Genomic DNA, 14,066 nt, shown 5'->3' on the forward strand with positions numbered 1-14,066 from the left:
TCTTGTCGACTATGCTTCTTAGTGTTATTGCAATCAAGCCATTACAACGCTGACTGATGGGTACTGAATACTTATATTGATTGATGGCGCTTGCAACCGGGCCGCCATCTTTAATAATTAACAGACTACCAGTTTATTATTACCGGCAACAGCGCGAGAAACTTTAGTTTTATTTCTAACAATTAGGCAGCAAAATATCTTTCAGCAAATGTAGCCAACCCGCAAGCTACGCTACCATGCATATTACCTGACACAAAAGGAATGCCGTTCCCCATCACATTGCGAATCACTTGCTGAATTACTGGTGACACGGCAGACCCCCCTGTCAGATAAATTTTATCGATGGCGGTATCGCTCGCCTGGCATGCATCTTCAATCACTTTGCGTATTTTGTCTGTAGATCGTTCTATCGCCTGGCGAAAACCCTCCCGAGAAGCGGTGACCATCAGCCCCTCTTCAACGTAGCCCAAGCTGAAATCATGGATGTCTGCATCAGAGAGGGCAATTTTGGCAAGCTCGGCACTTCTCACCAGATGATTACTCAATTTATGCAGCCACACTTGGTATAAGCGCTGGCGTGCTGCATCTGCCTGGCCGTGCACAGGCATCTCAAAACGAGAATAAAACGCCTGCTGGCTAGGGATGCTGTTTACCGATATCGCATCATAGGCCTTATTGTGCAGTTCATCAGTATCCTTGCCAAACAATGGCATGATGCTGTGCCAACCGAGATTGATATCAAGGTCCACACCACCAATCCGGTTCCCGGTATAAGCCAACAAATCATCGTCCCGCTTTTTCTTCATTCTGTATGAAGGCCCAACCTTGACCACAGAGCAATCCGTAGTGCCGCCACCGACATCCACAACCAGCAAAACCTCATCTGCAATCAGTGTCTGCTCATAATCCAGGGCTGCCGCCAATGGCTCATACATGAACACAATGTCGTCCAATCCAGCCTGCTCTGCCGCCTGCTGCATAATCCCCAGTGCCTGGCGATCTCCCTTCTCCCCATGAATACCATGATAACGTATGGGCCTCCCTATCACGGCCTGCCTGATGTCCTCTTGATAATAAGCCCGTCCCTGCTCCAGGATATGCATCATCATCTTTGCAATAATGATCTGGAAGAAGTCCAGTTGATCCTTATTCAGGTCGCTCCCCAGAAACACCTTGGGCGACTTCATGAAAAGTCCATCTCCTGGATTGCGTATATAGGCCTCTATAGCCTCTGTACCATATAGCAGCCCCTGCGCATTGCCCAGTTGTTGACGTATGGTCAGCGATTCATGATCCTGCAATTCATGCTCTGGAATCGCACGGTAAATCGCCGATGGAAGATAATGGCTGCCATCCTCAAGCATGGCTTGCACTACCCGCCCGTCCCTGGTGATACCTATGGAAGAATTGGAAGTACCGTAATCTATACCGCAATGCATTATTCAAAAACCCATGACTGCCTGATCCAGGCTTTAATTCAAAGTCCAGTATTATACGTCCCTGCATAGTAGACTTGGGATTCGACACTAGGCATCATTATTTGGGTGCTACACTCACGCTTCGGCTTTGACGGCACAATGCATCCAACCCAACCCTCATTTTTTGTATAAGTACTGCCTCTACTTTGACATGATCCAATACTCCAAAACGCAATTGTTCCAGGGCATTCTATGCATGTTCGGTGCCATTTTCCTGTTCGCAGGAAGTGACGCACTTTCCAAATACCTGGCGGGATTTTATGCAGTCGTGATGGTAATCTGGATACGCTATGTCATCCATAGCGGCCTCATGCTGGCAGTGCTATTGCCACGTAAGGGCTTGTCCATCTTCAAGACACGCCGCCCAGGCCTGCAATTGCTTCGTGGATTGTGCATGGTAGGGACCAATATGCTGTTTATCTCCGCACTACGCTACATCCCGCTGGCTGAAGGCACAGCAATTATCTACCTCACCCCGCTGATCGTGACCGCACTATCCGGACCTTTACTAGGCGAACGCGTCACGCTGCTACAATGGATCGCTGTCTTGCTTGGATTTACAGGAGTACTGGTAATGTTAAGGCCAGGCGGAGCACTCTTCACTCCAATCAGCATCCTGGCAATAGGCGCTGCATTTACCTTCAGCCTGTATCAATTAATTACTCATAAACTCAACGCAATTGACAGCACCGCAACAACAAACCTGATCAGTGGCCTGGTTGGCAGTGCTGTGCTCGGCTGTATCGCCCCCTTCTTCTGGCAAACCCCCAGCGCCTATCACACTTTACTGTTACTGGGCCTGGGCATTTCTGCCCTGGTCAGCCACCTGCTGATGACAGAGGCATACCACCACGCCAATCCTTCAACCCTGGCACCATTTACTTATGGTCAATTGATATTTGCAGGGCTGATTGGCTATTTGGTCTTTGGGCATGTTCCTGATATTTACGGATTGACAGGCATCGCAATTATTTGCGCAAGTGGCATGCTGGTGTTGTGGCACAAGTCCAGGGGAATTGCTGTTGAAGCAGTTAAAGACCCACTCTGATATATCAGAAAGGAGCGTGTGAACTGCTTTCTGTAATGCGGATTGCAGATAATAGAAATTCAGGAATTTTGAGCATATTGTTTTACTACCAAAATGCTACCAAATCTCGATACAAAAATGCTCGAAACCTCAGTGTATCGGACTTTAGGACATTGATGGCGGAGAGGGAGGGATTCGAACCCTCGATACGCTTTCACGTATGCCTGATTTCGAGTCAGGTACATTCAACCAGCTCTGCCACCTCTCCGCGAGCGCGGATTATATCTTAGCAGCGATATCAAGTAAATTTTCAGTCTGCAGAGTCCCTTGTATCAAGAACTATAATGAACTCAGACTGGACAAAGAGAGCAATCTTTAGGAAACTTGATCGGATGCGCTCACTGGTCATTACATTATTAGTGCTGTTGCTCATGGGCTGTAAGGAGGCGCCAAAGCCTCTCCCAGACCCTAGGCAAAGCAAGGAAATCATTGTGGTAACGCACAATGGGCCGAGTACTTACTACTATAGCGGTAGCAACCAATATGCCGGCCTTGAGTACGATCTTGTGAGGAATTTTGTCAAGGAACTGGGGCCGGAATACAGTGTCAAGTTTCTGGTCGTTAGCAATATTTCACAAGTCATCCCTGCCCTTGTAAAGCAAAAAGCCCACTTTGCTGCAGCCGACCTCAGTATCACGCGCATGCGTGAGCACATGGTGCAGTTCACCAAGCCTTACCAGACCGTTCAGCAACAATTGGTTTTCAATACCGAGCAGACCAAAGCGCCTGCTTCAGTCAAGGAGCTGATTGGCAAGCAGATCCTTATCCCCGCGGGAACCAGCTACGCTGAACGCTTGTTACAGCTCAAGGAAAAAGAACCCAAGCTACACTGGTCTGAAACCCCAAAAGCAAATTCCGATGAGCTTTTGGCGCGGGTAGCTGAGGGGGAGCTGGATTATACGGTTGCAGACGGCCATCTGATTGCACTGGTGCAGAACTACTATCCCAATCTTGGTGCAAGCATGCCCCTTGGCAAACCGGAACAGGTGGCATGGGCTTTTGCAAAAACCAGCGACAAATGGCTTTATGACAAGGCCAATGCGTATTTTGAGCGTATCAGTAATGATGGAACGTTACGCAATCTGATAGACCGCTATTACGGCCATGCCGACCGCTTGAAACCTGTGGATGTCACGAGTTTCATGCAACGTTCCGAATCCCTGCTGCCACAGTACAAACATTTATTCCATGAAGCACAGGAGTTGACGGGGCTGGACTGGCGGTTAATTGCCGCAATTGCCTATCAGGAGTCTCACTGGGACAGGTTCAATACCTCTCCCACCAATGTGCGCGGCATGATGATGCTCACAGAGGACACTGCCGACCGTCTCGGCGTCACCGACCGCCTCGATGCCCGACAAAGCATTATTGCCGGGGCACGTTATGTGCTTATGTTGAAGGACTTGATCCCGGAATCAGTGCATGAACCTGACCGTACATGGATGGCATTGGCTGCCTATAATATTGGCTACGCACATCTGCAGGATGCCCGCATACTGACACAACGGCTGAAGCTGAACCCGGATCGCTGGGTGGATGTAAAAAAATCCCTGCCCCTGCTGAACAAGGAAGAGCATTACTCTACGCTGAAATATGGATATGCCCGCGGTGGCGCACCGGTGATATTTGTCGAATCTGTTCGGACCTATCACAAGATACTGGTCAAGCGTGAGCCACGGCATATGCCTATCTTCCCCAGTTTTGAGGTGGCAGGCCTCAGCGGCTATGGCAACAATATAAGCCAGGAATGAGTCCTTTACCGCGCAATCAATATGCCGGTATCGTTATAAAATAGAGGCTCAAAGCCTTATAAGAAGAAAGTAAATTCGATTTCTATGCACGCCGCAGCCTTTATACAGGACCTGGCTGTCATCATGCTGGTGGCAGGTATGGTCACTATTATATTCCACCGCATGAAACAACCGGTGGTGCTGGGCTACATTCTGGCTGGGCTGATCATCGGTCCGTACACGCCACCAATACCACTGATTCACGATAACCACACTATAGAAATCCTGGCAGAACTGGGGATTGTCTTCCTCATGTTTTCGCTCGGGCTGGAGTTCAGTCTGCGCAAACTGCGGGCAGTGGGTGCAACAGCCCTAGTGGCGGCTCTGGTCGAGATTGTGGTCATGTGCTGGCTGGGCTATGAGATTGGCAGTTACTTTGGCTGGAAAACCATGGATTCCATATTCCTCGGTGCCATGCTCGCCATTTCATCAACGACGATCATCGTCAAGGCGCTGGATGAGCTCAATATGAAGCATGAGCGCTTTGCCCAGCTTATTTTTGGTGTGCTGATCGTGGAAGATATCCTGGGGATAGGGATTATCGCCCTGCTCTCCGGTATTGCCGCTACCGGCCATGTTTCCACACTTGATGCAGCCGCCACCATTTCCAAGCTGACCCTGTTCATGGTGGTTGCACTGGTACTCGGCATCATCCTGGTCCCCAAGCTGCTGGAATATGTTGCCAGTTTCAAACGTGACGAAATGCTCCTGATTACCATACTCGGTCTATGCTTTGGCTTCTGCCTTCTGGTAATGCAGCTGGATTACAGCGTGGCCTTGGGAGCCTTCATGATCGGCGCCATCATGGCTGAATCACGCCGCATCAGGGCCATCGAACGTCTCATTGCCCCCATCCGGGATATGTTCAGCGCGATTTTCTTTGTTGCCATCGGCTTGATGCTGGACCCCAACATCATTATCGAATATGCCAAGCCGATTATGGTGGTGATCCTGGTCATCATCCTGGGTAAAATCTTTGCCTGCTCCCTGGGCGCCATGGCGGCTGGCAATGATGGCCGCACCTCATTACGCGTTGGCATGGGTTTATCGCAAATTGGGGAGTTTTCCTTCATTATCGCCTCACTAGGGCTGACACTGGGTGTCACCAGTTCATTCCTTTACCCGATTGCCGTTGCTGCTTCAGTCATTACCACCTTGACGACCCCATACCTGATCAAGGCCGCTGATCCGCTCTCCATGTCGCTGGCGCGCAAAATGCCACAGAAAATCTCCCAGTTTTTCCGGCTATACAGCGACTGGCTATCCACCAGCCATGCCCCGGACAGTGATAGCGCAATCCTCGCTAATATTTATCGAAAACTGTTATTACAGGTATTCGTCAACTTATGCATGGTAAGCGCACTGTTCCTGGGTGCGGTGTGGCTGGTAAATTCCCATTTGGTCAAACTGCCCTCTCCCTTGCATGACCTCATGTGGCATCAAGCCCTGGCCTGGGGAGTAACCCTGTTGCTGGCGGCCCCTTTCCTGATTGCAGCATTCAGGAAATTGCAATCGCTAGGCTTGTTATTGGCAGATCACAGTACCCAAGGGATGAGCGGCAATGACAGCCAGCGTGTACAGCATTTTATTGCCAAGGCTGTGAATACTGCCTCTGTCATTGGCATGACCCTGCTGATCCTGACGCTAGGACACAGCATCCTGCCCCCAGTGGATGTGCTGCTGCTGGTGCTGGTGATTGTCGCCGGGCTGGTGGCCCTGCTCTGGCGCTGGTTTGTCATGCTGCATTACCGCATGCAGATTGCATTGATAGAAACACTGAATCAAGAAAAGGAAGATCATTAAAGCAAGGCCCCGTTTATGCGGTATGCATAAACGGGGCCTTGCTTGGCAACATCACTTAAATTGGATGTATTGCTTCCACACCGCCCATGTAAGGCCGCAATATCTCTGGCACGGTGACGCTACCATCCGACTGCTGGTTGTTTTCAAGCACAGCTACCAAGGTGCGCCCTACTGCCAGGCCAGAGCCATTGAGTGTATGCAGCAGTTCGGTCTTGCCGCTCTCATTACGGAAACGCGCTTGCAGCCGCCGGGCCTGGAATGCCTCGCAATTGGATACTGAGGAAATTTCGCGGTAAGTATTCTGCGCAGGCAACCATACTTCAAGGTCATAAGTCTTGCTGGCACCAAATCCCATATCACCCGTGCACAATGACACCACGCGATAAGGCAGGCCCAGTGACTGCAAGATATACTCAGCATGGCCTACCATCTCTTCCAGGGCTTCATAGCTTTTTTCGGGATGGGTGATCTGCACCATCTCCACCTTGTCAAACTGATGCTGGCGTATCATGCCGCGTGTATCGCGGCCATAGGAACCGGCCTCTGAGCGGAAGCAAGGGGTATGGGCAGTCAGCTTTATTGGCAAAGTGTCCAGTGCCACGATCTCATCGCGTACAGTATTAGTCAGCGTCACTTCTGAAGTCGGGATCAGGTATAGAGCTTCTCCCTCACCTTCCTGGCCGCCCTTTTGTGTTGCAAACAAATCCGCTTCAAACTTCGGCAACTGGCCGGTGCCTCGCAGGCTCTCGGCATTGACCATATAAGGCGTATAGCACTCCGTATAGCCATGCTTTTCGGTTTGTGTGTCCAGCATGAATTGCGCAAGTGCGCGATGCAGGCGGGCAATCTGGCCGCGCATCAGGGTGAAACGTGCGCCTGCAAGCTTGGCACCCGTATCAAAATCCAGCCCTAATGGCGTCCCGATGTCAGTATGGTCCTTGATCTCGAAATCAAAGCTGCGCGGTGTACCGACACGGCGCGCCTCAACGTTATCTTCCTCTGACTTTCCCGGTGGTACGCTTTCATGAGGCAGGTTGGGCACACTCAGCAAGAGGTTCTGTAGCTCGGACTGGATAATTGCAAGACGCTCTTCATCAGCCTTGAGTTGATCGCCCAAACCAGCCACTTCGGCCAGGATGGGAGTCACATCCTCACCTTTTGACTTGGCAATGCCAATCTGCTTGGAAGTGGCATTACGCCTGGCCTGCAAATCCTGGGTACGGGTCTGCACGGTCTTGCGTTCATTTTCCAGCGCGGCAAAAGCGGCAGTGTCAAAGGCATATCCACGGCTGGCAAGGCGTGCCACCACCGTATCGAGATCATTACGAAGTTGCTGGATATCTAGCATAGGTTTTAGGTTTTCCTGATATTGATTATTTCTTGCGGCCTTTTGCCCGGGCCTGCTCGTCAAGCTCGCGCAAGTGCGCCATTTTTTCACTGATTTTACCTTCGAGCCCGCGTGAGGTAGGCACATAAAAACTCATGGGTGCCAAGTCATCGGGAAAGTAATTCTCGCCAGCGGCATACGCGCCCGGCTCATTATGTGCATACCTATATTCCTTGCCATAATCCAGCGCCTTCATGAGCTTGGTAGGTGCATTGCGCAAATGCAGCGGCACAGGCCTGGACTTGTCACTGGCAACAAAAGCCTTGGCTTGGTTATAGGCCATATAGGCCGCATTGCTTTTGGCCGCCACCGCAAGGTAGATCACGGCATTGGACAATGCCAGCTCACCCTCGGGTGAACCCAGGCGCTCATAAATCTGGCAGGCCTCCAGCGCCATGGTCTGCGCCCTTGGGTCCGCAATGCCGATATCCTCGACAGCCATGCGCACAATGCGGCGCCCGAGATAAAGAGGGTCCGCCCCGCCATCTATCATGCGCAAGAACCAGTACAAGGCAGCATCCGGATTGGAGCCGCGCACGGACTTGTGCAAGGCGGAAATCTGGTCGTAGAACGCTTCGCCACCCTTGTCAAAACGGCGCAACTTGCTGGCCATGGTGGATTGCAGGAATGCTTCATCAATTGCACCTATACCCGCCGCAATTGCGGCATTGAAGAGGCCTTCGGCAAAGTTGAGCAGGCGTCTTGCATCACCATCGGCATAGCCCAGCACCTGCTCCACCACTTCAGGCGCAAGGCTGATTTCAGGCGCCATTTCCTGCTGAGCCCTGTCCAGCAACTGTTTCAGTTCATCCTCAGACAGGGCGTTCAGCACAAATACCTGTGCACGGCTTAACAGCGCGCTGTTCACTTCAAACGAAGGATTTTCCGTCGTGGCGCCGATAAAGGTGATCAAGCCGCTCTCAACAAAGGGCAGGAAAGCATCCTGCTGACCCTTGTTGAATCGGTGCACCTCATCCACAAACAAGATGGTGCGGCGGCCGGATTGCTGCAAGGTATGCTCGGCGCGGTCTACCGCTTCCCGTATATCCTTGATGCCAGCCAGTACAGCAGAAAGCGGAATGAATTCGGCGTCAGCCGTATTGGCAATCAACCGGGCCAGCGTGGTTTTCCCTACCCCGGGCGGGCCCCACAGTATCATTGATGGCAACTTGCCCGATGTAAAAGCCAGGCGCAGCGGCTTTCCTTCGCCCAGCAAGTGCGATTGCCCCACCACCTCCTGCAAGGCCTTGGGACGCAATCTCTCGGCCAAAGGCGCTTGAGGGGCTATCGGTTCAAATAATCCGGTCAATCGGTATCTCTATCAGTAAGCATGTTTCAGGCAGGTGCTGCCAGGCGGCATGCCTTACTCGCCCACAACATCTGCACCGGCTGGTGCAACAAACTTGAATGCATTTCCACTAATGGAAGGATTCCGCTCCATTTTGGTAAACTGGATGGAGGTCATATGGCCGAAGCTGTCATGTAACTCCATTTTCTGCAACACATCGCCCTTGAAGCCAAGCAGGACTTTCTCAAAGCCGCTATCGTCCGCCTTGGGGACGGCCTGGGCCCATTCCAGCCCATCCTTGCGCCCAATGACTGACGTTACAGTGAAATTGCGCTCCACATCCTGAGCGCCAGCCAGCAATGAAGCCGGGCTTGAGCCTATAGCCTTGCCCAGCGCACGCACAGTCACCTGGTTCAATTCAGGGTCGTACAGCCAGACCTTTTCACCATCGCCCACAATCTGCTGCACATAGGGCTTGTCATAATCCCAACGGAATTTGCCGGGACGCTGCAATTGCACGCTCCCGTCGACTTCCTGCACCAGGCCGCCCTGGGCATCGGTCACCACCTGGTGAAAACGTGCACGCATGGATGCCGTGGACTTGAAGAAGTCCTTCAATGACTCAACACCAGCAGCCTCAGCCAACATAGGCACTGCCATCAACAATACTGCCAGAAGCTTCATAACATCCTTTGAATGGAACTTAACTATTAATCATTATTGGGGGCCAGCACTTCACGGTTGCCATTACTCTGCATGGCAGACACCAGCCCGGCGCGTTCCATCTCTTCAATCAACCTGGCTGCCCGGTTGTAACCTATGCGCAACTGGCGCTGCACCGAGGAAATGGACGCCCGGCGCGATTTCAACACAATCGCAACCGCCTCGTCATAGAGCGGGTCAGCCTCTCCGCCGCCCTCTCCCAGCTCACCACCCTCGGCATTCTCATCGGTCCCGCCGGTCAGAATGCCTTCTATGTAATTGGGTTCGCCCTGGGCTTTCAGATGCTCCACAACGCGGTGTACTTCCTGGTCGGAAACAAACGCGCCATGCACACGCTGCGGATCGCTGGTGCCTGGAGGCTGGTATAGCATATCCCCTTGGCCCAGCAACGCTTCTGCACCCATCTGGTCAAGAATGGTACGCGAGTCTATCTTGCTGGAAACCTGGAAAGCCACCCGGGTAGGGATATTGGCCTTGATTAATCCGGTAATGACATCCACCGATGGGCGCTGCGTCGCCACCACCAAGTGTATGCCGCAGGCACGGGCTTTTTGTGCCAAACGGGCAATGGGTTCTTCCACCTTCTTGCCCACCACCATCATCAGGTCAGCCAGTTCGTCAATCACCACGACGATCAATGGCAACTCCTCCAGCGGCTCCGGCTCATCCGGCGTCAGGCTGAAAGGATGCGGGATGGATGTGCCTTCCTTTTCCGCATCGCGGATTTTCTGGTTGTAGCCTGCCAGGTTGCGCACTCCCAGCGCCGACATTAGCTTGTAGCGGCGCTCCATTTCGGCCACGCTCCAGTTGAGGGCGTTACCAGCGTTGCGCATATCGGTAATGACAGGTGTCAGCAAATGGGGAATGGCATCGTAAACCGAAAGCTCCAGCATTTTCGGGTCAATGAGGATCAGGCGCACCTTGCTCGGCTCCGCCTTGTAGACTAGGCTCAGGATCATGGCATTGATCGCCACCGACTTGCCCGAGCCGGTAGTCCCCGCTACCAGTACGTGGGGCATCTTGGCCAGATCGGCTACCACCGGCTTGCCGGAAATATCCTTGCCCATAGCGATGGCCAGCGGAGAAGTCACGTCGGCATAAACCTGGGAACCGAGAATTTCTGAAAGGTAGACAATCTGGCGCTTGGGATTGGGAATTTCCAGGCCCATATAGGTTTTGCCCGGAATGGTCTCAACCACGCGAACGCTAACCACCGACAGGGCGCGCGCCAAGTCTCTCGACAAATTGGCTATCTGGCTGCCTTTCACGCCAGCAGCAGGGTCAATTTCATAACGGGTAATCACCGGGCCTGGCAATGCTGTCACTACCTTGACCTCAATACCGAAATCCATGAGCTTGCGCTCAATCAGTCGGGAAGTGAATTCCAGGGTTTCAGCAGACTGCACCTCCACCACGCCGCTGGGCTCGTCAAGCAAATGGAGCGGAGGCAAGGGGGAGTCCGGCAGCGTCTCGAACAGGGGGGTTTGCTTTTCTTTCTGCACCCGCTCGCTTTTTACGATTTCAAACGTCGCCGGCACCTCGATCTGCACCGGCTGGCGATCCTCGGTGCGCTTGCGTTCGCTGTCCACAAACTCATTACGCCGCTGCTCGGCCACCTTGCCGACCTTGCGATCCTGGTAATCCTGCCACTTGTTGACTATATAGTGATAGCTGAATTCCAGCGCGGAGCCGAGCTTCTCGGTCATACCGATCCAGGACCAGCCGGTAAAAAGGCTGAAACCCACCGCCAAAGTCATCAACAATACCAAGGTCGATCCGGCGAAGCCCAGCAGGGCCTGCAAACCGCTGTCAATCACCGATCCCAGCATACCCCCGGCGGCCAAGGGCAGCTCTACCGACATTTGATGGACATGGCCAGCCTCAAGCGCAGCGGAAGACAGCAGCAGCATCAGGAAACCACTCAGGTTAACGATAATCAAGGGCTTATGCTCGGAGTTGACTGCTTCAAGGCGCAGGTAGACCAGCCACATTGCATAAAATGCCAAGACTACCCACCACCAGGCTGAAAAACCAAACAGGTAGAGCAGAATGTCAGAAAGCCAGGCGCCTATGGTGCCGCCTGCATTTTGTGTAATGTCGCTGTCGCTTGCACTGTGCGACCAAGAGGGATCGTCCTGCCGGTAAGTCAGCAGGATGAGCGTCAGGTAAATCCCGACCACGACCAGGCCCAACCACCAGGCCTCCTTGACTATGCCTGGAGTTTCAACCGGGGCAGCCTCGCGACGGCTGTTGAGTGGCGCGCTTTTTTTCTGGAAAAACAAGATGATCTATTACCCGACACGAGAATATAAGCTGGTCTGATTATAACAGCATCAACCCGCTTGGGCAGTGGCTTGCGGCCTATCAGGCAAATCATGGCCGGAAGCAGGCTTCCGGCGGCCACACAATACTAGGCGATTAGACGCAATCGCAAAATGCAGCAATATTCCTCACCAGCGCACGGGCGTTGCCGGCGCGGCTGACACGATCGAATGCCGCCTCTTTTTCAGCGACGTTCTCGGCAGGAATATATTGCGAATGGGTAAACCTAGGGAGGTGACGATCGGTGCGCTGCACAGCAGCAGCGGTACCGGACAAGACACGAACTTCAACTTGCATGAGACTTCCTACTTTCCTTTTGGGACATTGATAACAAACCATCACCGGAATTTTGTTCCGGTTGTTTTCTCTGACATCATGATGCGCAAATAATTCACCGATAATATCTAGGCACTTACCGCCACTCCCACATGAGCATCCGAGAGAGGAAATTATAAGAAAAAGTCCATATTTTTCTTGAAGTTACATATAGACATACCGATTGATTAAATTTAACTATCACCTAAATAACAACAATCAATTTGCGCTAAACAGAGATGCCCCTCTACACTATGAAAACTATCAGGTAACAGAAACTAAGATTAGCTACAATTGTCTGGTATAACGCAATTCATGGCTGCAACTGCGCCCCATCTATTTAAATAATGGAGAACAAAATGGTTGATATTGGCATTAGTGAAAAAGATCGCAAAAAAATTGCAGAAGGTCTATCCCGTTTCCTGGCAGATACTTACACCTTGTATTTGAAAACCCATTATTTCCACTGGAATGTAACAGGGCCACAATTCCGCACCCTGCACCTGATGTTCGAAGAGCAATACAATGAACTGTGGACTGCGGTCGACCAGATCGCAGAACGTATTCGCTCCCTGGATTTTCATGCGCCCGGCACCTATAGTGAATTCAGCAAACTCACATCCATCACTGAAAGTAATGGTGTGCCCCATGCCCAGGACATGATCAAGGAGCTGGTCGCAGGCCACGAGGCTGTAGTACGCACTGCACGTTCAGTATTTCCGGCTGCAGAAAAAGCTTCCGATGAAGCGACAGCTGACTTATTGACCCAGCGCCTGCAGATTCATGAAAAAACTGCATGGATGTTGCGTAGCCTGCTTGAAAAACCATAACATTCGTCCCACTTAAACAACACTGCATTCTAGGAGTATTCCCCGTATGGCAACAAAACATGCACACCTGCTGATTCTGGGTTCCGGCCCGGCAGGTTATTCTGCCGCTGTTTACGCGGCGCGCGCCAACCTCAAACCTGTGCTGATCACTGGCATTGCACAAGGCGGCCAGCTCATGACTACTACAGAGGTTGACAATTGGCCTGCAGATGCCGATGGGGTTCAGGGTCCAGAGTTGATGGCGCGTTTCCAAAAGCATGCCGAGCGCTTCAATACGGAGATGATCTTTGACCATATCCATACCGCAAAGCTCAATGAAAAGCCTATTCGCCTGATTGGCGATGCCGGTGAATACACCTGTGATGCATTGATTATCGCTACCGGCGCTTCAGCAAAATATCTGGGCCTGCCTTCAGAAGAAGCTTTTGCCGGCAAGGGCGTGTCTGCGTGCGCTACCTGCGACGGCTTTTTCTACCGCAACCAGGAAGTATCCGTCATTGGCGGCGGCAATACCGCTGTTGAAGAAGCCCTTTACCTGGCCAATATCGCCAGCAAGGTCACATTGGTTCACAGACGTGACAAGTTCAAGGCAGAGGCCATTCTTGTCGACAAGCTCATGGAGCGCGTCAAGGAAGGCCGCATTGTGCTGGAAACTTTCCACACTTTGGACGAAGTGCTGGGTGATGATTCCGGTGTCACCGGCATGCGCATCAGGAATGTGGATACCGGCACAACCAAGGATATCCCGCTCAAGGGAGTATTCATTGCTATCGGCCACAAGCCCAATACCGATATCTTTGAAGGCCAGCTGGAAATGGAAGGCGGTTATATCGTGACCCAGGCAGGCAGGCAGGGTAATTTCACGGCCACCAGCGTGCCCGGCGTTTTCGCAGCCGGTGATGTGCAGGACCATATCTATCGTCAGGCTGTCACCAGTGCGGGCACCGGGTGCATGGCTGCGCTGGACGCTGAGCGTTATCTGGATGGATTGGTTGTCATATAATTAAGTAATCACAACATGCGGCGGGCTAGTGCCTGCTGCA

Annotated in this window: 11 protein-coding genes and 1 tRNA gene; 5 read left to right on the top strand and 7 right to left on the bottom strand. The window is 52.2% G+C overall.

Annotated elements, in window-relative coordinates; translation table 11 throughout:
• Positions 1–182 precede the first annotated feature (182 nt).
• Positions 183–1,439: a molecular chaperone gene (yegD, locus tag LG200_RS07250; protein WP_226756900.1), complete on the bottom strand. Its 1,257-nt coding sequence runs from the start codon at positions 1,437–1,439 to the stop codon at positions 183–185.
• A gap of 235 nt (positions 1,440–1,674) precedes the next feature.
• On the opposite strand from yegD, the gene LG200_RS07255 reads away from it, so the two are divergent.
• Positions 1,675–2,526: a DMT family transporter gene (locus tag LG200_RS07255; protein ID WP_226756901.1), complete on the top strand. Its 852-nt coding sequence runs from the start codon at positions 1,675–1,677 to the stop codon at positions 2,524–2,526.
• 156 nt (positions 2,527–2,682) lie between these two features.
• Here the strand turns inward: LG200_RS07255 and LG200_RS07260 are convergent.
• A tRNA-Ser gene (locus LG200_RS07260) sits at positions 2,683–2,773 on the bottom strand.
• A 124-nt stretch (positions 2,774–2,897) separates the two neighbouring features.
• On the opposite strand from LG200_RS07260, the gene mltF reads away from it, so the two are divergent.
• Both mltF and LG200_RS07270 read left to right on the top strand, forming a co-directional pair.
• Positions 2,898–4,316 carry a membrane-bound lytic murein transglycosylase MltF gene (gene mltF / locus LG200_RS07265; RefSeq protein ID WP_226756902.1) on the top strand — a complete coding sequence of 473 codons (1,419 nt, stop codon included), beginning with the start codon at positions 2,898–2,900 and terminating at the stop codon, positions 4,314–4,316.
• A gap of 84 nt (positions 4,317–4,400) precedes the next feature.
• Positions 4,401–6,158 carry a cation:proton antiporter gene (locus tag LG200_RS07270; protein ID WP_226756903.1) on the top strand — a complete coding sequence of 586 codons (1,758 nt, stop codon included), beginning with the start codon at positions 4,401–4,403 and terminating at the stop codon, positions 6,156–6,158.
• A 55-nt stretch (positions 6,159–6,213) separates the two neighbouring features.
• Here LG200_RS07270 and serS read toward each other — a convergent pair whose 3' ends face one another.
• The 5 genes from serS to LG200_RS07295 form a co-directional block, all read right to left on the bottom strand.
• Positions 6,214–7,506 carry a serine--tRNA ligase gene (serS, locus tag LG200_RS07275; protein WP_226756904.1) on the bottom strand — a complete coding sequence of 431 codons (1,293 nt, stop codon included), beginning with the start codon at positions 7,504–7,506 and terminating at the stop codon, positions 6,214–6,216.
• Between the two features lie 25 nt (positions 7,507–7,531).
• Positions 7,532–8,854, bottom strand: a complete 1,323-nt coding sequence (locus tag LG200_RS07280) for a replication-associated recombination protein A (protein WP_226756905.1) — start codon at positions 8,852–8,854, stop codon at positions 7,532–7,534.
• 54 nt (positions 8,855–8,908) lie between these two features.
• Positions 8,909–9,517: an outer membrane lipoprotein chaperone LolA gene (gene lolA, locus LG200_RS07285; RefSeq protein WP_226756906.1), complete on the bottom strand. Its 609-nt coding sequence runs from the start codon at positions 9,515–9,517 to the stop codon at positions 8,909–8,911.
• A gap of 26 nt (positions 9,518–9,543) precedes the next feature.
• On the bottom strand, positions 9,544–11,838 hold the full coding sequence (locus LG200_RS07290) for a DNA translocase FtsK (protein ID WP_226756907.1): 2,295 nt from the start codon (positions 11,836–11,838) through the stop codon (positions 9,544–9,546).
• Between the two features lie 136 nt (positions 11,839–11,974).
• The gene (locus LG200_RS07295; RefSeq protein ID WP_226756908.1) at positions 11,975–12,175 is read right to left on the bottom strand and encodes a hypothetical protein; all 201 of its coding nucleotides are present in this window, start codon (positions 12,173–12,175) and stop codon (positions 11,975–11,977) included.
• A 377-nt stretch (positions 12,176–12,552) separates the two neighbouring features.
• Here LG200_RS07295 and LG200_RS07300 point away from each other — a divergent pair, with 377 nt between their 5' ends.
• Positions 12,553–13,023 (top strand): Dps family protein, encoded by a 471-nt coding sequence (locus LG200_RS07300; RefSeq protein WP_226756909.1) that lies wholly within the window; start codon positions 12,553–12,555, stop codon positions 13,021–13,023.
• Between the two features lie 46 nt (positions 13,024–13,069).
• Positions 13,070–14,026, top strand: coding sequence for a thioredoxin-disulfide reductase (gene trxB, locus LG200_RS07305; RefSeq protein ID WP_226756910.1), 957 nt, complete (start codon positions 13,070–13,072; stop codon positions 14,024–14,026).
• The last annotated feature ends 40 nt before the right edge of the window (positions 14,027–14,066 follow it).

The sequence above is a fragment of the Methylobacillus caricis genome (assembly GCF_020532705.1).
Classification (GTDB): Bacteria; Pseudomonadota; Gammaproteobacteria; order Burkholderiales; family Methylophilaceae; genus Methylobacillus; species Methylobacillus caricis.